General features: G+C 60.8%; 17 protein-coding genes. 2 read left to right on the top strand and 15 right to left on the bottom strand.

Annotation, left to right across the window (positions count from 1 at the left end; translation table 11 throughout):
- Positions 1-66: 66 nt before the first annotated feature.
- The 4 genes from DMX12_RS02705 to DMX12_RS02720 all read right to left on the bottom strand — a co-directional run bounded on the left by DMX12_RS02705 (position 67) and on the right by DMX12_RS02720 (position 3,785).
- Positions 67-792: a dienelactone hydrolase family protein gene (locus DMX12_RS02705; protein WP_009684696.1), complete on the bottom strand. Its 726-nt coding sequence runs from the start codon at positions 790-792 to the stop codon at positions 67-69.
- A 63-nt stretch (positions 793-855) separates the two neighbouring features.
- A complete protein-coding gene (gene htpG / locus DMX12_RS02710) occupies positions 856-2,760 on the bottom strand; it encodes a molecular chaperone HtpG (protein WP_029887686.1) in 1,905 nt (634 codons plus the stop codon).
- A 69-nt stretch (positions 2,761-2,829) separates the two neighbouring features.
- Positions 2,830-3,312: a PaaI family thioesterase gene (locus DMX12_RS02715; protein WP_110676127.1), complete on the bottom strand. Its 483-nt coding sequence runs from the start codon at positions 3,310-3,312 to the stop codon at positions 2,830-2,832.
- Positions 3,309-3,785 (bottom strand): PaaI family thioesterase, encoded by a 477-nt coding sequence (locus DMX12_RS02720; RefSeq protein WP_029887684.1) that lies wholly within the window; start codon positions 3,783-3,785, stop codon positions 3,309-3,311. Before DMX12_RS02720 ends, DMX12_RS02715 begins: the two co-directional genes overlap by 4 nt.
- Positions 3,786-3,937: 152 nt before the next feature.
- Between DMX12_RS02720 and DMX12_RS02725 the strand changes: the two genes are divergently transcribed.
- Complete coding sequence (locus tag DMX12_RS02725; RefSeq protein ID WP_009684700.1) at positions 3,938-4,201, top strand: hypothetical protein; 264 nt, start codon at positions 3,938-3,940, stop codon at positions 4,199-4,201.
- A 64-nt stretch (positions 4,202-4,265) separates the two neighbouring features.
- Here DMX12_RS02725 and DMX12_RS02730 read toward each other — a convergent pair whose 3' ends face one another.
- From DMX12_RS02730 to sdhC, 11 genes are all read right to left on the bottom strand, one after another.
- A complete protein-coding gene (locus tag DMX12_RS02730; protein WP_009684701.1) occupies positions 4,266-5,015 on the bottom strand; it encodes a DUF599 domain-containing protein in 750 nt (249 codons plus the stop codon).
- 217 nt (positions 5,016-5,232) lie between these two features.
- Positions 5,233-6,546, bottom strand: a complete 1,314-nt coding sequence (brnQ, locus tag DMX12_RS02735) for a branched-chain amino acid transport system II carrier protein (protein WP_054911494.1) — start codon at positions 6,544-6,546, stop codon at positions 5,233-5,235.
- A gap of 461 nt (positions 6,547-7,007) precedes the next feature.
- The gene (gene sucD, locus DMX12_RS02740; protein ID WP_003254203.1) at positions 7,008-7,892 is read right to left on the bottom strand and encodes a succinate--CoA ligase subunit alpha; all 885 of its coding nucleotides are present in this window, start codon (positions 7,890-7,892) and stop codon (positions 7,008-7,010) included.
- Positions 7,892-9,058 (bottom strand): ADP-forming succinate--CoA ligase subunit beta, encoded by a 1,167-nt coding sequence (sucC, locus tag DMX12_RS02745; protein ID WP_003254205.1) that lies wholly within the window; start codon positions 9,056-9,058, stop codon positions 7,892-7,894. The genes sucD and sucC overlap by 1 nt, the downstream gene beginning before the upstream one ends.
- A gap of 172 nt (positions 9,059-9,230) precedes the next feature.
- Positions 9,231-10,667: a dihydrolipoyl dehydrogenase gene (gene lpdA, locus DMX12_RS02750; protein ID WP_009684703.1), complete on the bottom strand. Its 1,437-nt coding sequence runs from the start codon at positions 10,665-10,667 to the stop codon at positions 9,231-9,233.
- Positions 10,668-10,763: 96 nt separating this feature from the next.
- A complete protein-coding gene (odhB, locus tag DMX12_RS02755) occupies positions 10,764-11,987 on the bottom strand; it encodes a 2-oxoglutarate dehydrogenase complex dihydrolipoyllysine-residue succinyltransferase (RefSeq protein WP_054881175.1) in 1,224 nt (407 codons plus the stop codon).
- A gap of 42 nt (positions 11,988-12,029) precedes the next feature.
- Positions 12,030-14,861: a 2-oxoglutarate dehydrogenase E1 component gene (locus DMX12_RS02760; RefSeq protein ID WP_029886713.1), complete on the bottom strand. Its 2,832-nt coding sequence runs from the start codon at positions 14,859-14,861 to the stop codon at positions 12,030-12,032.
- 246 nt (positions 14,862-15,107) lie between these two features.
- Positions 15,108-15,812 carry a succinate dehydrogenase iron-sulfur subunit gene (locus tag DMX12_RS02765; RefSeq protein ID WP_009684708.1) on the bottom strand — a complete coding sequence of 235 codons (705 nt, stop codon included), beginning with the start codon at positions 15,810-15,812 and terminating at the stop codon, positions 15,108-15,110.
- A gap of 11 nt (positions 15,813-15,823) precedes the next feature.
- Positions 15,824-17,596, bottom strand: coding sequence for a succinate dehydrogenase flavoprotein subunit (gene sdhA, locus DMX12_RS02770; RefSeq protein ID WP_009684709.1), 1,773 nt, complete (start codon positions 17,594-17,596; stop codon positions 15,824-15,826).
- A 3-nt stretch (positions 17,597-17,599) separates the two neighbouring features.
- Positions 17,600-17,968 (bottom strand): succinate dehydrogenase, hydrophobic membrane anchor protein, encoded by a 369-nt coding sequence (gene sdhD, locus DMX12_RS02775; RefSeq protein ID WP_008091903.1) that lies wholly within the window; start codon positions 17,966-17,968, stop codon positions 17,600-17,602.
- Positions 17,962-18,348, bottom strand: a complete 387-nt coding sequence (gene sdhC / locus DMX12_RS02780; RefSeq protein WP_008091902.1) for a succinate dehydrogenase, cytochrome b556 subunit — start codon at positions 18,346-18,348, stop codon at positions 17,962-17,964. Before sdhC ends, sdhD begins: the two co-directional genes overlap by 7 nt.
- Positions 18,349-18,700: 352 nt before the next feature.
- Here sdhC and gltA point away from each other — a divergent pair, with 352 nt between their 5' ends.
- The gene (gene gltA / locus DMX12_RS02785; RefSeq protein ID WP_029886714.1) at positions 18,701-19,990 is read left to right on the top strand and encodes a citrate synthase; all 1,290 of its coding nucleotides are present in this window, start codon (positions 18,701-18,703) and stop codon (positions 19,988-19,990) included.
- The last annotated feature ends 17 nt before the right edge of the window (positions 19,991-20,007 follow it).

The following is a 20,007-nucleotide window of genomic DNA, read 5'->3' on the forward strand; positions in this document are numbered from 1 at the left end:
CCACAGGGTGAGAGTTGTGGGAGCGGGCAAGCCCGCGAAGGGCTGCACAGCAGCCCCACTATGCGATCAGCGCTGGAACACTTCAGTCAGCAGGTTATGCATCGAACGAAACGCCCGCTCAGAGGTGCGTCGGTCATACTGCATCTTGCCCGGCACATTGGCACCAGGGTCGGTGAACGAATGCACGGCCCCGCCATAGCTGAGCAACTGCCAGTCGACCTTGGCCGCATTCATCTCGTCCTCGAATGCCGGCAGTTGCTCTTTCGGCACCAATGGGTCCGATGCACCGTGCAGCACCAGCACCGAGCCCTTGATGCGCTTGGCATCCTCGGGGTTCGGCGTGTCCAATGTGCCGTGGAACGACACTGCCGCACGCAAGTCGGCGCCGCTGCGCGCCAGCTCCAGCGCACAGCAACCCCCAAAGCAGAAGCCGAAGGTGGCAACTTTGCCAGGCTCCAGCAGCGCCTTGGACTGCCCCAGCAACTGGGCCAGGGCCTCCTGCATGCGCTTGCGAAGTTCGCCGCGGTCGTTCTTGAGCGGCATCATCGCTGCGCCCGCTTCGTCCGCATTGGACGGGCGCACCGACTGCCCATACAGGTCGGCGAGCAACACCACATAGCCCTTTTCGGCCACTTCCTTGGCGATGCGTTCGGCACCTTCGCCAATCCCCATCCAGTTCGGTGCCATGACCAAGCCCGGGCGCCCCAGCGCCCCGGGCTCGTAGACCAGGCGGCTTTCGTAGGTTCGGCCGGACAGGTGATACACCAGCGATTCGACGATTACTTTGCTCATCAGGCACTCCATTGGCACTCGTCATAAAAAAGCCCGCCGAAGCGGGCTTTCCTCTGCATCAACTCAAGCAGACAGCTCGACCAGCAGCTTGTTCAGGCGACGAACGTACGCTGCCGGGTCTTTCAGGCTGTCCCCGGCCGCCAGGGCCGCCTGATCGAAGAGGATATGCGACAGCTCGGCGAAACGGTCTTCGCTCTGCTCGTTGTCCAGCTTGTCGATCAGCGGGTGGCTTGGGTTGAACTCGAAGATCGGCTTGGACTCCGGCACTTTCTGCCCACTGGCCTCGAGGATCTGGCGCATCTGCAGGCCAAGGTCCTGCTCGCCAATGGCCAGGATCGCCGGCGAGTCGGTCAGGCGGTGCGACACACGGACTTCGGCCACGCTGTCACCCAATGCACCTTTCAGGCGCTCGACCAGGCCTTCCTTGTCCTTGGCGACTTCTTCCTGGGCTTTCTTGTCCTCTTCGGAGTCCAGCTTGCCCAGGTCCAGGTCGCCGCGTGCGACGTCGACGAAGGCCTTGCCGTCGAATTCGTTGAGGTAGCTCATCAGCCACTCGTCGATGCGGTCGGTCAGCAGCAACACTTCGATGCCTTTCTTGCGGAAGACTTCCAGGTGCGGGCTGTTCTTGACCTGCGCGTAGGACTCACCGGTGAGGTAGTAGATCTTGTCCTGGCCTTCCTTGGCGCGCGCCAGGTAGTCGGCCAGGGCAACGCTCTGCTCGCCGCTGTCGTCGTGGGTGGAGGCAAAACGCAGCAGGCTGGCGATCTTCTCTTTGTTGGCGAAGTCTTCGGCCGGGCCTTCCTTCAGCACCTGGCCGAAGTTTTTCCAGAAGCCCTTGTACTGCTCAGGCTCGTTCTTCGCCAACTTCTCCAGCATGTCCAGCACGCGCTTGGTCAGCGCGGTCTTCATCGAGTCGATGATCGGGTCTTTCTGCAGGATTTCACGCGACACGTTCAGCGACAGGTCGTTGGAGTCGACCACACCTTTGATGAAGCGCAGGTACAGCGGCAGGAACGACTCGGCCTGGTCCATGATGAACACGCGCTGTACATACAGCTTCAGGCCGCGTGGCGCTTCGCGCTGGTACAGGTCGAACGGCGCGCGGGCCGGCACATACAGCAGCGAGTTGTATTCAAGCTTGCCTTCGACCTTGTTGTGGCTCCAGGCCAGCGGGTTCTCGAAGTCGTGGCCGATGTGCTTGTAGAACTCCTGGTATTCCTCGTCCTTCACGTCGCTGCGCGAACGGGTCCACAGGGCGCTGGCACGGTTGACGGTTTCCCACTCTTCGGCCGGCTGCTCTTCACCTTCGGCAGCCGCCTGCTCTTTCGGCAACTGGATAGGCAAGGCGATATGGTCGGAGTACTTCTTGACCACGTTGCGCAGGCGCCAGCCATCGGCGAACTCCTGCTCGTCCTTCTTCAGGTGCAGGACGATGCGGGTGCCGCGCTGGGGCTTGTCGACAGTGGCGACTTCGAACTCACCCTCGCCACGGGACGACCAATGCACGCCTTCGGCAGCCGGCTGGCCGGCGCGACGGCTGTACACGTCAACCTTGTCGGCAACGATGAACGCGGAATAGAAGCCCACGCCGAACTGGCCGATCAGGTGCGAGTCCTTCTTCTGGTCACCGGTGAGGTTCTTCATGAAGTCGGCAGTGCCGGACTTGGCGATGGTGCCCAGGTGGGTGATGACGTCTTCGCGGCTCATGCCGATACCGTTGTCCTCGAGGGTCACGGTACCCGCCTCCTTGTCGAAGCTCAGGCGAATCTTCAGGTCGGCGTCGCCTTCCAGCAACTCTGGCTTGGCCAGCGCCTCGAAGCGCAGCTTGTCGGCGGCGTCGGAGGCGTTGGAGATCAGTTCACGCAGGAAGATCTCCTTGTTCGAATACAAGGAATGGATCATGAGGTGCAGCAGTTGCTTTACCTCGGTCTGGAAGCCAAGCGTTTCTTTTTGAGTCTCCACACTCATGGTCTTCAAAACTCCGATCTGATTGCAATGGCGCCTGGCGGGCGGTACAGCCTGCTTTAACGGCGGATGTCATGCAGATGGGGGCTGCCCGGATGATTTCAAGGGCTTTTGCGGTTCGATCTTGAAATGCGCGCGGGCCGTGGCAATCGGCGACTGGCGGTCGCCCTGCCAGGCGGTAATGGCCACGTTGGTCACCCGTCGCCCCTGGCGCCACAATTGGCACTGGGCGTAGGTATCGCACAACAGCCCGGCGCGCAGGTAGTCGATGGAGAAATCGATGATCTTCGGAATGCTGGCGCTGTCGCTGTAGATCAGCAGGTACAGCGCTGCCGAAAGCTCCATGAAGCCGGCAATCACCCCGCCATGGATAGCGGGCAAGAGGGGGTTGCCGATAGTGTCCGGATTGGCCGGCAGGCGGAACAGCAGGTCATCCCCCTCGCGCTCGCATTCGATGCCGATCAACCCCGCGTAAGGAATCAATGCCAGCAAGGGGCGGTAGTCACCTTGCGCGTGTGCTGCATTGAGTTGCTGGCGAATGGCAGGCGGAATCATGACCCGCCCTCCTTCAGGCTGCTGCCGAAGCGGATGCCGCCCTTGACCTGCGGGCCCAACCGCATGAACGTACCCACCACTTGGCAGATCGGCCGCTCGGGGTCGTCCTGGTAGGCGCTGCCACGGGTGAAGATCACGTCGCGGGTCACCCGGTAACACTGGGCATGCCCATGGATGTCCTTGCCCGGTACCGACGGGTGCATGTAGTCGATGCGCAGATCCAGGGTCGGGCATACCTCGAAGTGCGGCAGTACGCATAGCGTGGCCATGCCGCAGGTGGTGTCCATCAGCGTTGTCAGCGCCCCACCGTGTACGGCACCGGTTTGCGGGTTGCCGACAATGGCCGGCGACCAGGGCAGGACCAGCGTCATGCCAGTTTCATCAGCCTGTGCCACACGCATCTGCAACAACTGGCAGTGTTTCAATGCCGAAAGAAAACGCTCGGCCATGGACATCAAGGTCGCATCACTCATAGGCTGTTACCACGTCCCTTCCAAACGGCATAGGTGGGTTCAAAAGTCCATGTAGAACGGGGCGTTATATATCTGAAACCTTCGTTGAACTTATTCCAAGTGGCTGCACTCGAAGGAACAAGTCACTTATCACACCAAGGAGAAACACCCCCATGCGTAAACCATTTGCTTTTGCTCTGATGCTGGCTGCTGCCATGGGCCTGGCTGCTTGCGATAAAGCGAGCGAAGACAAAGCCCAAGATGCGCAGGAACATGCCGAGCAAGCCCAGGAAAAGATGGGCGAAGCTCAGGATAAAATGAACGACGCCGCCAAGGAAAACGCCGAAGCTGCCAAAGATCAGGCTGAAGCCGAGCAAAAGGCTGCCGAAGAAGCCGCCCCGGCTACTCCGGCGCCGGCAGAACCTGCCAAGCAGTAATCAGCCCGATAAAAAAACCCGACGTTGTCGGGTTTTTTTTGCGTTGAATTCACGGTTAATCGTTTCAGTTAACTGCTACACCACCCTCTTTCAATGGCTCGCTGCTGACACTATCCGTGGGGGTAAAGACCATCACCTCCAGCACATCGGAATGGAACTCCCGACGGTACAAGATCAATACAACACCCACACTCATGCCCATGAACAACCACGGGCTGATGAACCAGCTCAACATGGCCATGCCGAAGTAATAGGAACGTAAACCAAGGTTGAACTGGTTGGCCGCCAGCGACAACACCCGTGCTGCCCGCGAGGCGAACGCCTTGCGTTCCAGTTCGTTGACCTGCCGTTCGCCAATCATCGGTGCCGAGCCAACCAGTACGGCAGCAAAGTTGTATTGGCGCATGCACCAGCTGAAAGTGAAGAAGGCGTACACGAAGACCATGGCCAGGCACAACAACTTGATCTCCGACATGCCCTGCGAAGTCTGCTGCACCAGCGGCAGGTCGGCCAGCAGCGACAGCGCCCTGTCGGAGGCCCCCAGCACGGTGAGGATACCGGCCAGGATGATCAAGGTGCTGGAGGCGAAGAACGACGCGTTGCGCTCCAGGTTGCCGATCACGCTGGCATCGGCAATACGGTTATCGCGCAGCAACATGCGCCGCATCCAGTCTTCACGGTAAAGGTGCAGCACGCTGGCCAGGCACGCGGTGTCGCGCCCTTTCCAGATCGCATACCGGGTATAGCCACCCCAGCACAGGGCGAACCAGGCGACGGCCAGCAGGTTGTTGAGGTTGCTTTGGATGAAATTCATGCAGGATTCCCGAAAAGGCCAGGTGCCTGAAGGATAGGGACCGGGTTTCGACGCTGGCAAGCGGCAAAAGGCACACATTCCTGCTGAAATTCGTACTGCCGGTGTGGACCAGAAAAAAGCCCCGCATCGTTGCCGATACGGGGCTCTGCAGCTTGCACCTTGGGCGGGCACCCTTCGGCTTGTGGCCGGTGCCGCCCCCAAGGCTTGGCCCGGCGCGTCAGGCCAGCGCTTCGCGCGGCTTGCCCAGCATGCGGTCGCAGGCGACGGCGCCCATCAGGGTCACCACCGATGGCACCAGCCAGGCCATGCCGGCATCGCTCAACGGCAGGTGCGCCATGAAGTCCGGGAGCATATGGGCAAGGCTGCTGCCCTTGATCGCATCGACCATACCGAACACCAGCGACACCAGCATGACCGGCGCCAGGATACGGGTCGGCGAATGCCACAGGTCTTTCACGAAACTCAGGCCGACTACCACGATGCAGGGCGGGTAGATGGCGGTAAGTACCGGGATCGAGAACATGATCAACTTGGTCAGGCCAAGGTTGGAAATCAACAGCGAGAAGCCAGCCAGGATCACCACCAGGGCGCGGTACGACAGCGGCAGGATCTGGCTGAAGTACTCGGCGCATGCGCAGGTCAGGCCCACCGCAGTCACCAGGCAGGCCAGCGCGATCAGCACCGCAAGGAAGCCGCTGCCCAACGAACCGAAGGTGTGCTGTACGTAGGCATGCAGAACGGCCGCGCCATTGGTGGCATCCGCCGCGATGTCGTGGCTGGTGGCGCCCAGACGGAACAGGCTGATGTAGACCAGGGCCAGGCCGACACCGGCGATCAGGCCGGCGATGATGGCATAACGGGTAATCAGCTTCGGCGACTCGACACCGCGCGAGCGGATGGCGTTGACGATGACGATACCGAACACCAGGGCCCCCAGGGTATCCATGGTCAGGTAGCCATCGGAGAAGCCTTTGGAGAAGGCCGCTGCCGCATAAGCCGGCTGCGCGTCACCCATGCCCCCTGCCGGCAGGGCAAAGGCGGCAATGCCCAGTACGGCCAGGGCGATGATCTTCAACGGCGCCAGGAAGCGGCCCACGGTATCGAGCAACTTGCCGGGGTACATCGACACGGCCAGCACCACAGCGAAATACACCAGGCTGTAGATGAACAGCGCCAGCGGGCTTTCCCCGGTCAGCGGAGCAACACCCACTTCGAACGAAACGGTCGCCGTACGCGGGGTAGCGAACAGTGGGCCGACCGACAGGTAGCAGACAGCCGCCAGCAAGCCGCCGAAGAATTTGCCGATCGGGCTGCTCAGGGCATCCATGCCACCACCGACCTTGGCCAGGGCGACCACGGTGATGACCGGCAGGCCTACGGCCGTGACCAGGAAGCCCAGCGCCGCCATCCACACATGGGGGCCGGACTGCAGGCCGACGATAGGCGGGAAGATGATGTTGCCTGCACCCACAAAAAGCGCAAACGTCATAAAGCCAAGCGCCAGGATATCCTGGCCTTTGAGAACTTTCATTTTAAGGTAGTACCACACTGCTGAAATCGGGATTCGAGAGGGGATTTCCCTTTGGATGAGGGGAAATGCTGCCCGGCTTGATAGGCCAGACCCGTTTAGCGTGTCGTTCCCTTTTGGGGTACGGGCACAGAGTGAGCGCGTAATGTAACCGTTTTGTCAGTCAAACGCACTGGAACAGTGCTGCTTGTCCGATGTGCGTACATGTTTGTCGTCTGTGCGACCGAAGACAGAGGGAATTATCCTCGGTTTAAACGCCGCGTCTGTGTGAAAATTCCTATTAAACCCATCGAAAAATCTACAGTGCCTGTTCTGGCCTCTTCGCGGGCTTGCCCGCTCCCACAGGGCTCACCGTATTCAGAGCTTGTGGGAGCGGGCAAGCCCGCGAAGAGGCCAGAACAGGAGCCACAAACGACAAAGGCCACCCGAAGGTGGCCTCTGTGCGCGTGGGGGGTGTAGCGGTATTACTTCTTGGCTTCCCAACCGGTCAGCTCGGCCAGGGCCTTGCCGATGTCGGCCAGGGAACGCACGGTTTTCACACCCGCGTCCTGCAGCGCAGCAAACTTCTCGTCTGCAGTGCCTTTGCCGCCAGAAATGATGGCGCCAGCGTGGCCCATGCGCTTGCCCGCAGGTGCGGTAACACCAGCGATGTAGGAAACGACAGGCTTGGTCACGTGGGCCTTGATGTAGGCCGCTGCTTCTTCTTCAGCCGAACCGCCGATCTCGCCGATCATGACGATCGCTTCGGTCTTCGGGTCTTCCTGGAACAGCTTCAGGATATCGATGAAGTTGGAGCCCGGGATCGGGTCACCACCGATACCGACACAGGTCGACTGGCCGAAGCCGGCGTCGGTGGTCTGCTTCACAGCTTCGTAGGTCAGGGTGCCGGAGCGCGACACGATACCGACCTTGCCTGGCAGGTGGATGTGGCCAGGCATGATGCCGATCTTGCACTCGCCCGGGGTGATGACACCTGGGCAGTTAGGGCCGATCAGGGTCACGCCCAGCTCGTCGCACTTGACCTTGGCATCCAGCATGTCCAGGGTTGGAATGCCTTCGGTGATGCAGACGATCAGCTTGATGCCGCCGAAGGCTGCTTCCAGGATCGAGTCCTTGCAGAAAGGAGCCGGTACGTAGATGACCGAAGCATCAGCGCCGGTAGCTTCCACGGCTTCCTTGACGGTGTTGAACACCGGCAGGCCCAGGTGGGTGGTGCCACCCTTGCCTGGGGTTACGCCGCCGACCATCTTGGTGCCGTAGGCGATGGCCTGTTCGGAGTGGAAAGTACCCTGCGAGCCGGTGAAGCCCTGGCAGATGACTTTGGTGTCTTTATTGATCAGGACGCTCATTACTTGCCCTCCGCAGCTTTGACAACTTGTTGAGCAGCGTCGGTCAGGCTGGTTGCCGCAATGATGTTCAAACCGCTTTCTGCCAGTACTTTAGCGCCCAGTTCGGCGTTGTTGCCCTCAAGGCGAACGACGACCGGAACCTTGACGCCGACTTCTTTCACTGCACCGATGATGCCTTCGGCAATCATGTCGCAGCGAACGATGCCGCCGAAGATGTTGACCAGAACGGCCGCGACATTGCTGTCGGACAGAATGATCTTGAACGCTTCGGTAACGCGCTCTTTGGTAGCACCGCCGCCAACGTCGAGGAAGTTGGCCGGCTTGCCGCCGTGCAGGTTGACGATGTCCATGGTACCCATGGCCAGGCCGGCACCGTTGACCATGCAGCCGATGTTGCCTTCGAGGGCAACGTAGTTCAGTTCGAACTTGGCAGCGTGGGCTTCACGGGCGTCGTCCTGCGACGGGTCGTGGAAGGTTTTCAGCTTAGGCTGACGGTACATGGCGTTGGCGTCGATGTTGATCTTGGCATCGAGGCAGTGCAGGTCGCCATCGGCCTTGATCACCAGCGGGTTCACTTCCAGCAGTGCCAGGTCGTGATCCTTGAACAGCTTGGCCAGGCCTACGAAGATCTTGGCGAACTGTTGAACTTGCTTGCCTTCCAGGCCCAGCTGGAATGCCAGCTCGCGACCCTGGAACGGCTGTGCGCCGACCAGTGGGTCGATGGTGGCCTTGAGGATTTTCTCAGGCGTTTCGTGAGCGACTTTCTCGATGTCCACGCCACCTTCGGTGGAGGCCATGAACACGATGCGGCGGCTCGAACGATCGACTACAGCGCCCAGGTACAGCTCTTTGGCGATGTCAGTGCAGGATTCGACCAGAATCTTGGAGACGGGTTGACCGTTGGCATCGGTCTGGTAGGTAACCAGATTCTTGCCCAACCACTGTGCAGCGAACGCCTTGGCGTCTTCCTTGCTGCGAACCAGCTTGACGCCGCCCGCTTTACCGCGACCACCCGCGTGAACCTGGGCTTTGACTACCCACTCGTTCCCGCCGATCTTGTCGCAGGCTTCTGCAGCTTGCTCAGGGGTATCGACTGCGAAACCCTTGGAAACTGGCAGGCCGTACTCAGCGAACAGCTGCTTACCCTGATACTCGTGAAGATTCATGCTTTTTACCGTCTTCGTTAGGTACTGCGCTTCGGCGCTGCGCCATTACTGGCGCCGCGCCACCTGTGACCGTTGACCCCGGCTTATCCCATGTGATCCGGTCCGGCGGACGTTCCGCGGTGAGTCATGCACGCAAGACTCACGACGGGCTGCCCGCCGTGGTTTCTTATGATTAACGCTTCTTACGGTTGGCCACGTGAATGGCGCCGCCATTCACAGCCAGCGCTGCTTCATGCAGCGCTTCGGACAGGGTTGGATGGCTGAAGACCATCATGCCCAGGTCCTCGGCACTGGTGCCGAATTCCATTGCGATTGCGCCCTGCTGCACCAGTTCGGCAGCCGATGGGCCAATCACGTGTACACCCAGCACGCGGTCGGTCTTGGCGTCGGCGATGACCTTGACGAAACCACCGGTGTCGTTGGCCGCCATCGCACGGCCGCTGGCCGCGAACGGGAAGGTGCCTACGTTAACCTCAACACCCTCGGCCTTCAAGGATTGTTCGGTCTTGCCGACCCACGCGATTTCCGGGTGGGTGTAGATCACCGAAGGGATCAGGTCGTAGTTCATCTGGGCCTTGTGGCCCTTGATGCGCTCAACCACCATGATGCCCTCTTCCGAGGCCTTGTGCGCCAGCATCAGGCCACGCACCACGTCACCGATGGCATAGACGCCCGGCACGCTGGTCGCGCAGTGGTCGTCGACGTAGATGTAGCCACGCTCGTCGATGGTCACGCCGCTGTCGGAAGCCAGCAGGTCGGTGGTCACCGGACGGCGGCCGACCGCAACGATCAGCTTGTCGAAGGTGATCTTCTGCTCGCCTTCGGCGTTGGTGTAGGTGACTTCGACTTCGTCGCCGTTGACTTTCGAGCCGGTCACGCGCGCGCCCAGCTTGATGTCCAGGCCTTGTTTGGTCAGGGTCTTCTGGGCTTCTTTCGACACGGCAGTGTCGGCAGCCATCAGGAAGGTGTCCAGGGCTTCCAGCACGGTGACTTCAGCGCCCAGGCGAGCCCATACCGAGCCCAGCTCCAGGCCGATGACGCCAGCACCGATCACACCCAGGCGCTTGGGTACGGCCTGGAATTCCAGGGCGCCGGTGGAGTCGACGATGACGTTCTGGTCGACAGGCGCTGGCGGAATGTCGATGGGGCGCGAGCCGGAGGCCAGGATCACATTCTCGGCTTCGATCACTTCGGTGGTGCCGTCAGCCTTGGTGACTTCGACCTTCTTGCCCGCCAGCAGCTTGCCGTGGCCCTGGATCGAAGTAACACCGTTGGCCTTGAACAGGGTGGCCACGCCACCGGTCAGGTTCTTGACGATGCCAGCCTTGCGGCCAACCATCGCGGCAACGTCCATCTTCACTTCACCGGTGGAGATGCCATGCACGTTGAAGCTTTCTTTGGCTTCCTTGTACTTCCAGGAGCTGTCAAGCAGGGCCTTGGAAGGAATGCAACCGACGTTCAGGCAGGTGCCGCCCAGGGCCAGCTTGCCCTCGGCGTCGGTGTACTTCTCGATACAGGCAGTCTTCAGACCGAGTTGTGCGGCCTTGATGGCAGCGACATAACCGCCAGGACCTGCACCGATTACCACTACGTCGAATTTCTGGGTCATAAAAGATTCCTTTTGAGCTTCAAGCAGCAAGCTGCAAGCTGCGAGACAGACAGGCTTCGACTTGAAGCTTGCCGCTCGCAGCTTACAGCCGCGCGATTAGATGTCCAGCAGCAGGCGAGACGGATCTTCCAGCAGGTTCTTGATGGTGACCAGGAAGGTTACCGCTTCCTTGCCATCGATCAGGCGGTGATCGTAGGACAGCGCCAGGTACATCATCGGGCGAATCACCACTTGGCCATTAACGGCCATCGGGCGCTGGATGATGTTGTGCATGCCGAGGATCGCGGCCTGCGGCGGGTTGACGATCGGGGTCGACATCATCGAACCGAAAGTACCGCCGTTGGTGATGGTGAAGGTGCCACCGGTCATCTCTTCGATCGACAGCTTGCCGTCACGGGCCTTCTTGCCGAAGGTGGCGATGCCGTTTTCGATTTCGGCCAGGCTCATCGATTCGGCGTTACGCAGTACCGGTACCACCAGGCCACGGTCGCTGGACACCGCGACGCCGACGTCGGCATAGCCGTGGTAGACGATGTCGTTGCCGTCGATCGAGGCGTTGACCGCCGGGAAGCGCTTCAGCGCCTCGGTGGCAGCCTTGACGAAGAACGACATGAAGCCCAGGCGCACGCCGTTGTGGGTCTTCTCGAACAGGTCCTTGTACTTCGAACGCAGGGCCATGACTTCGGTCATGTCCACTTCGTTGAAGGTGGTCAGCATGGCCATGCTCGACTGGGCTTCTACCAGGCGCTCGGCGATCTTGGCACGCAGGCGGGTCATCGGGACGCGCTTCTCGGTGCGGTCGCCAGCAGCGGTGACCACCGGGGCAGCAGCAGCGGCAGCAGGCTTGGCAGCCGGCGCAGCGGCAGGTGCCGACTTCTTGTTGGCAACCGCTGCAACCACGTCTTCCTTGGTGACGCGACCACCTTTGCCGGTACCGGCAACGCTGGCCAGGTCGATGCCGTTTTCTTCGGCCAGCTTGCGCGCAGCCGGGGCGGCGACCGGGTCGTCTTCACCAGCATCGGCAGCTGCCGCAGCGGGTGCAGCGGCAGGTGCAGCGGCGGCGGCAGGTGCGGCAGCAGCGCCGCCTTCAACGATCGAACCCAGCACCTCGTCGGACAGGACGGTGTCGCCCTCGCCCTTGACGATGTCGCCCAGCACGCCGTCAGCGGTAGCCAGCACTTCCAGGACGACCTTGTCGGTCTCGATGTCGACGATCAGCTCGTCACGCTTGACGGCTTCGCCCGGCTTCTTGTGCCAGGTGGCAACGGTGCCATCGGCAACCGATTCCGGGAAGGTTGGGGCTTTGATCTCGATAGCCATTATCTGTATTTCCTTAAATTCGGTTTCAGGTGCGCGAAGGCGTTAGACAGTGAAGGCGTCTTGCAGCAGTTTTTCCTGCTGTTCGGCGTGCTTCGAAGCGTAACCACAAGCTGGCGCGGCGGAAGCGTCGCGGCCGGCGTATTCCAGGACCAGCGCCTTGTTGTGGCGGCCCAGGATACGGCGCATGTGGTGCTGGCTGCTGTACCAGGCACCCTGGTTCATCGGCTCTTCCTGACACCACACGGCATGCTTGAGGTTGGTGTACGGCGCCAGGATTTCGACCAGGTCGTCCTCCGGGAACGGATACAGCTGCTCGATACGCACGATGGCGATGTCTTCGCGGCCCTCGGCACGGCGTTTCTCCAGCAGGTCGTAGTAGACCTTGCCGCCGCACAGGACCAGGCGTTCGACCTTGGCCGGATCGAGGTTGTCGATTTCCGGGATCACGGTCTGGAACGAGCCTTCTGCCAGGTCTTCCAGGGTCGAAACGGCCAGCTTGTGACGCAGCAGCGACTTCGGTGTCAGCACGATCAGCGGCTTGCGCAGCGGGCGAATGACCTGACGACGCAGCAGGTGGTAGATCTGCGCCGGCGTGGTTGGCACGCAGACCTGGATGTTGTGCTCGGCACACAGCTGCAGGTAACGCTCCAGGCGCGCGGAGGAGTGCTCCGGGCCCTGCCCTTCATAGCCGTGCGGCAGCAGCATGGTCAGGCCGCACAGGCGACCCCACTTGTGCTCGCCGCTGGTGATGAACTGGTCGATGACCACTTGCGCACCGTTGGCGAAGTCGCCGAACTGGGCTTCCCAGATCACCAGCGCGTTCGGCGTGGTGGTCGAGTAGCCATATTCGAAGGCCAGCACGGCTTCTTCCGACAGGAAGGAGTCGTACAGCTCGAACATCGGCTGGCCCGGGAACAGGTTCTTCAGCGGTACATAGGTGCCGGCATCCTTCTGGTTGTGCAGCACTGCATGGCGGTGCGAGAAGGTGCCACGGCCGATGTCCTGGCCGGTCATGCGGATCGGGTGACCTTCGAACTGCAGGGTGGCGTAGGCCATGGTCTCTGCATAACCCCAGTTGATCGGCAGGCCACCGGCCTGCATCTTCTGGCGGTCTTCGTAGATCTTCGCCACCTGGCGCTGGACGACGAAGCCTTCCGGGATTTCCAGCAGCTTGGCCGACAGGTCCTGCAAGGTCTTGAGGTCGAAGCGGGTGTCGTGACGCGCAGTCCAGGCATGGCCCAGGTAGGGGCGCCAGTCGACGAACAGCTCGCGGTTCGGCTCCTTGACCAGGCTTTTCACCACGTGCAGGCCGTTGTCCAGCGCGTTGCGGTACTCGTCGATCTTCGCCTGGGCACGCTCGGCATCGATACGGCCAGCCTGGATCAGCGACTCGGCGTACAGCTCGCGGGTGGTACGCTGCTTGGTGATCTGCTGGTACATCAGCGGCTGGGTGCCGCTCGGCTCGTCGGCCTCGTTGTGGCCGCGACGGCGGTAGCAGACCAGGTCGATGACCACGTCACGCTTGAACTGCATGCGGTAGTCGATGGCCAGCTGGGTGACAAACAGCACTGCTTCCGGGTCATCGCCGTTCACGTGCAGGATCGGCGCCTGGATCATCTTGGCCACGTCGGTGGCGTACTCGGTGGAGCGCGCGTCCAGCGGGTTGCTGATGGTGAAACCAACCTGGTTGTTGATCACGATGTGCACGGTGCCGCCGGTCTTGAAACCGCGGGTCTGCGACATCTGGAAGGTTTCCATGACCACACCCTGGCCGGCGAATGCAGCGTCGCCGTGGATCGAGATCGGCAGCACCTTGTCGCCAACGGTGTCGTTGCGGCGGTCCTGACGGGCGCGCACCGAACCCTCGACCACCGGCGAAACGATTTCCAGGTGGGACGGGTTGAACGCCATGGCCAGGTGCACTTCGCCACCGGAGGTCATCACGTTCGAGGAGAAGCCCTGGTGATATTTCACGTCACCGGAGCCCAGCTCGTTCATCTTCTTGCCTTCGAACTCGTCGAACAGCTCGCGCGGGCTCTTGCCGAAGGTGTTCACCAGCACGTTCAGACGGCCACGGTGGGCCATGCCGATGACCACTTCCTTGGTGCCGTAGGAGCCGGAACGCTGGATCATTTCGTCCAGCATCGGGATCAGGCTCTCGCCACCTTCCAGGCCGAAGCGCTTGGTGCCTGGGTACTTGGTGCCCAGGTATTTTTCCAGGCCTTCACCGGCGGTAACGCGCTCGAGCAGGTGGGCCTGCACGTCAGCGGAGTATTCCGGACGGCCGCGCACGCTTTCCAGGCGCTGCTGGAACCAGCTGCGCTGCTCGGAATCGACGATGTGGGTGAACTCGGCGCCAATGGTGCGACAATATGTCTTCTGGAGTGCATCCAGGATGTCGCGTAGGCTCGCCTCCTCTTTGCCGATGAACAGGTCGCCGGCACGGAAGGTCGTATCAAGATCGGCATTGGTCAAGCCGTAGTGATTGATCGACAGGTCTACGGGCGCAGGGCGCTGCCACAACCCCAACGGGTCGAGCTTGGCAGCCTGATGGCCGCGCATACGATAGGCCTGGATCAGTCGCAGAACTTCAACCTGCTTCTTCTCGTGTTCACTGCTCACGCTCCCGGCAGATACCGGTTGGGCGCGGCGCTGGTTCTTTGCCAGCAGTACGAAATGGTCGCGGATTGTCGAGTGCGATACATCAGTAGCGGTGCTGCCGTCGGCTGGCAACTTCTGGAAGTAAGTGCGCCACTCTTCTGGCACAGCGTTAGGGTCGTGCAGGTAGAGCTCGTAGAGCTCTTCCACATATGCAGCGTTACCACCTGAAAGGTGGGCGCTATCCCACATGCGCTGCATCACGCTTTCTTGCATGCTTGGTCACCCTCGATTAGGGGACTGATCGGCGAGAGCCGAAGCAAACCTGGAAAAGTCCGAAAACAGCGACTGAACCACGCCACCTGGATCCTGCTGATTTTCCGGGTACCAGCCCGGAAAGCCCCTGCTGGTCTCATATCTTCATAGGTAATGAGCGCGGGCTTTTTGGGCCCTTGCTCGGGTTTTACCTCAGTGCGGGCTCACCGCCCGCACCTCGGCTTACTGCAGGTACAACACTGTGTATCAGGTGCCGCTTTGCAGCAGCATGTTACGTACGTGGCCGATTGCCTTGGTCGGGTTGAGACCTTTCGGGCAAACGTTCACGCAGTTCATGATCCCGCGGCAGCGGAATACGCTGAACGGGTCATCCAGGGACGCCAGGCGCTCCTGAGTCTTGGTGTCGCGGCTGTCGGCCAGGAAACGGTAGGCCTGCAGCAGCGCGGCCGGGCCCAGGAACTTGTCCGGGTTCCACCAGAACGACGGGCAGGAAGTCGAGCAGCAAGCGCACAGGATGCACTCGTACAGGCCGTCCAGCTTTTCGCGGTCTTCCGGCGACTGCAGGCGCTCGATGGCCGGGGCCGGCGTGTCATTCTGCAGGAACGGCTTCACCTTCTCGTACTGCTTGTAGAAGATGCTCATGTCGACCACCAGGTCACGAATGACCGGCAGGCCTGGCAGAGGGCGCAGAACCAGCTTGTTGCCCTTGACCACCGCCGACAGCGGGGTGATGCAGGCCAGGCCGTTCTTGCCGTTCATGTTCATGCCGTCGGAACCGCACACGCCTTCACGGCAGGAACGACGGTACGAGAAACCTTCGTCCTTTTCCTTGATCAGGGCCAGTACGTCCAGCACCATCAAGTCCTTGCCGCCGGTATCGACGTCGAACGACTCCATTTTTGGCGCCGAATCGGTATCCGGGTTGTAACGATAAACTTCGACTTTCAACATAGCAGCCACCCTTAGTAAGTCCGGACTTTTGGTTCGAAGGCTGGAACAGTCTTCGGCGCAAAGTTGACGCCACGCTTGGCAACGCGCTTCTCACCCGGGTAGTACAGGGTGTGGCACAGCCAGTTTTCGTCGTCACGGTCTTCGAAGTCTTCACGGGCGTGAGCGCCACGGGACTCTTTACGGGCTTCGGCCGCGATGGCGGTAGCTTCGGCGACTTCCAGCAGGTTCTGCAGCTCCAGCGCTTCGATACGCGCGGTGTTGAAGGCCTGGGACTTGTCGTTGATCTTGACGTTGGCGATGCGCTCACGCAGGCCGGCCAGTTGCTCGATACCCTTCTGCATGTATTCGCCGGTACGGAACACACCGAAGTAGTTCTGCATGCAGCTCTGCAGCTCGCGCTTCAGGCTGGCTACGTCTTCACCGGAAGTACGCTCGTTGAGCTTGTTCAGGCGGTTCAGGGCAACATCGATATCGGTGTCGCTGGCGTCGAGGTGCTCGATACCGTCGCTCAGTGCCTTCTCCAGGTGCAGGCCGGCAGCACGGCCGAATACCACCAGGTCGAGCAGCGAGTTGCCGCCCAGGCGGTTGGCACCGTGTACCGATACGCACGCAACTTCACCTACGGCGAACAGGCCAGGGATGATGTGATCCTTGCCTTCTTCGTCCATGGTGATGGCCTGGCCATGAATGTTGGTGGCAACACCACCCATCATGTAGTGGCAGGTCGGAACCACCGGCACCGGCGCGACAACCGGGTCGACGTGGGCGAAGGTCTTGGACAGCTCGCAGATACCTGGCAGGCGGCTGTGCAGCACTTCTTCGCCCAGGTGGTCCAGCTTCAGCAGCACGTGGTCCTTGTTCGGGCCCACGCCGTTGCCGGCGATGATTTCCTTGACCATGGAACGGGCGACCACGTCGCGGCCGGCCAGGTCTTTGGCGTTCGGCGCGTAACGCTCCATGAAGCGCTCGCCGTGGGCGTTGATCAGGTAGCCACCCTCACCACGGCAACCTTCGGTGACCAGTACACCGGCGCCGGCGATGCCGGTCGGGTGGAACTGCCACATTTCGATGTCCTGCACCGGAACGCCTGCACGCAGGGCCATGCCGATACCGTCACCGGTGTTGATCAGGGCGTTGGTGGTGGAGGCGTAGATACGACCGGCACCGCCAGTGGCCAACACGGTAGCCTTGGACTTGATGTACATGGTTTCGCCGGTTTCGATGCAGATCGCGATCACACCAACGAAAGCGCCTTCCTTGTTTTTCACCAGGTCAACGGCGTAGTACTCGTTGAGGAAGGTGGTGCCGGCCTTCAGGTTACCCTGGTACAGGGTGTGCAGCAGCGCATGACCGGTACGGTCGGACGCCGCGCAGGTACGGGCGGCCTGGCCACCTTTACCGAAGTCCTTGGACTGGCCACCGAACGGGCGCTGGTAGATACGGCCGGTTTCGGTACGCGAGAACGGCAGGCCCATGTGGTCCAGCTCGAATACGGCAGCCGGGCCTTCCTGACACATGTATTCGATAGCGTCCTGGTCACCGATGTAGTCGGAACCCTTGACGGTATCGTACATGTGCCAGCGCCAGTCGTCGTTCGGGTCGGCCGAAGCGATGGCGCAGGTGATGCCACCCTGGGCGGATACAGTGTGCGAACGGGTCGGGAAGACCTTGGTGACTACGGCAGTCTTGTGGCCGCCTTGAGCCAGTTGCAGCGCAGCGCGCATGCCGGCGCCGCCGCCACCGATGATGATGGCGTCGAAAGAAATGGTTGGAATGCTAGCCATGAATCAGATACCCCAGAGAATCTGCACACCCCAGACGAAGTAAGCGAACATCGCAACGCCGCATACCGCCTGGAACAGGAAACGAATCGCAGTTGCCGACTTGCCGAACGACATAGGCGTCAGGTAGTCGGTAGCAATGGTCCACATGCCGACCCAGGCGTGAGCGCCGAGGGCAACGAGGGCCAGCAAGCTGAAGATTCGCATCGCGTTGTTGGAGAACAGACCATGCCACTGGGTGTAGTCGATGCCTGGGTGGGCGACCACGTAGCCGATCAGGAAGATGAAATAAGCCGCGAGAACGACCGCAGATACGCGCTGCGCCATCCAGTCATAGAGGCCCGAACGCGACAGGTTCGTGACATTGGTTACCATACCCAAACTCCCACCAGAACGATCAGCACCACGGAGATGACGATCACGATTTTCGAGCCCAGCTTGCCGCCTTCCAGCGTCTCGCCGATGCCCATGTCCATGATCAGGTGACGAACACCTGCCACGAGGTGATAAAGCAGGGCAGACAACAGCCCCCAGGTCACGAACTTGGCCAGCGGGCTGGTCAGACACGCCTTCACCTCGCCGAAGCCTTCCTCGGAACCCAGCGATTTGCCCAGTGCATAAAGCATGATGGCAAGGCCGATGAACAGGATGACGCCGGAGATACGGTGCAGGATGGACGTGTACGCAGTGACAGGGAGCTTGATGGTCCTTAGGTCTAGGTTTACAGGTCGTTGGCTTTTCACGGCTTTTTTCACACTGAAGAGCCCCTAGCGAATCAGGGCAAAGTTGTTGGTAAGTGTACTGGTCAGGTACCCACCACCCAGGGAACGGCGACCCCCAGCAGTTCGGGCTTGCAAGCCCCTGGCGGTCGGGTGCCGAGTATAGACAGTTAGGCTGCTTATGACAACGTGACGGGGTAGCCCAAATAGCGCATTGCCTTTAATGAACAAAAGGCGTAAATGGGCGAGAATTTCGGGAAAAATCAGGCTTGAATGCCTGATTCAACAAGCCTTTAGGCAAATTGACATCTGAATTTATCCCTCTATAGTGGTGCGGGCCCTGCGTGGGGGGTCTGTCTGATGATTTCAAGCATTAATAGGAGGCCACATGGCTGACAAAAAAGCGCAGTTGGTCATCGAGGGCGCTGCCCCCGTCGAGCTGCCCATTTTAACCGGCACCGTTGGTCCTGATGTAATCGACGTCCGCGGGTTAGGGGCCACTGGTCACTTCACCTTCGACCCTGGTTTCATGGCGACCGCCTCGTGCGAGTCGAAGATCACCTACATTGACGGCGACAAAGGGATCCTGCTGCACCGCGGCTACCCGATCGAACAGCTCGCCGAGCAATCCGACTACCTCGAAACCTGCTACCTGCTGCTCAACGGCGAACTGCCGAATGCCGAGCAGAAGGCGCAGTTCGTCAGCACCGTGAAAAACCACACCATGGTTCACGAGCAGCTGAAGTCGTTCTTCAACGGTTTCCGCCGCGACGCCCACCCGATGGCGGTCATGTGCGGTGTGGTCGGCGCCCTGTCGGCGTTCTACCACGACTCCCTGGACATCAATAACCCGCAACACCGCGAAATCTCCGCGGTGCGCCTGGTCGCGAAGATGCCGACCCTGGCGGCGATGGTTTACAAGTACTCCATGGGCCAGCCGATGATGTACCCGCGCAACGACCTGTCGTACGCGGAAAACTTCCTGCACATGATGTTCAACACCCCGTGCGAGATCAAACCGATCAGCCCGGTACTGGCCAAGGCAATGGATCGGATCTTCATCCTCCATGCCGACCATGAGCAGAACGCCTCCACCTCCACCGTGCGCCTGGCCGGCTCGTCGGGTGCCAACCCGTTCGCCTGTATCGCCGCGGGCATCGCTGCCCTGTGGGGCCCGGCGCACGGCGGTGCGAACGAAGCCGTACTGACCATGCTCGATGAAATCGGCGATGTCTCGAACATCGACACCTTCATCGCCAAGGCCAAGGACAAGAACGACCCGTTCAAGCTGATGGGCTTCGGTCACCGCGTCTACAAGAACCGTGACCCGCGCGCCACCGTGATGAAACAGACCTGCGATGAAGTACTGCGCGAGCTGGGCATCAAGAACGACCCGCAGCTGGAACTGGCCATGCGCCTGGAAGAGATCGCACTGACCGATCCGTACTTCATCGAGCGCTCGCTGTACCCGAACGTCGACTTCTACTCGGGGATCATCCTCAAGGCGATCGGCATTCCAACCAGCATGTTCACCGTGATCTTCGCCCTGGCACGTACCGTGGGCTGGATCTCGCACTGGAAAGAAATGCTCTCCAGCCCGTACAAGATCGGCCGTCCGCGCCAGCTGTACACCGGCGAGCAGAAGCGCGACATCGTTGCCCTTGGCGACCGCAAGTAAGGCTTGATCGGGTAACG

The organism is Pseudomonas sp. MB-090624 (assembly GCF_003205245.1).
Taxonomy (GTDB): Bacteria; Pseudomonadota; Gammaproteobacteria; order Pseudomonadales; family Pseudomonadaceae; genus Aquipseudomonas; species Aquipseudomonas juntendi.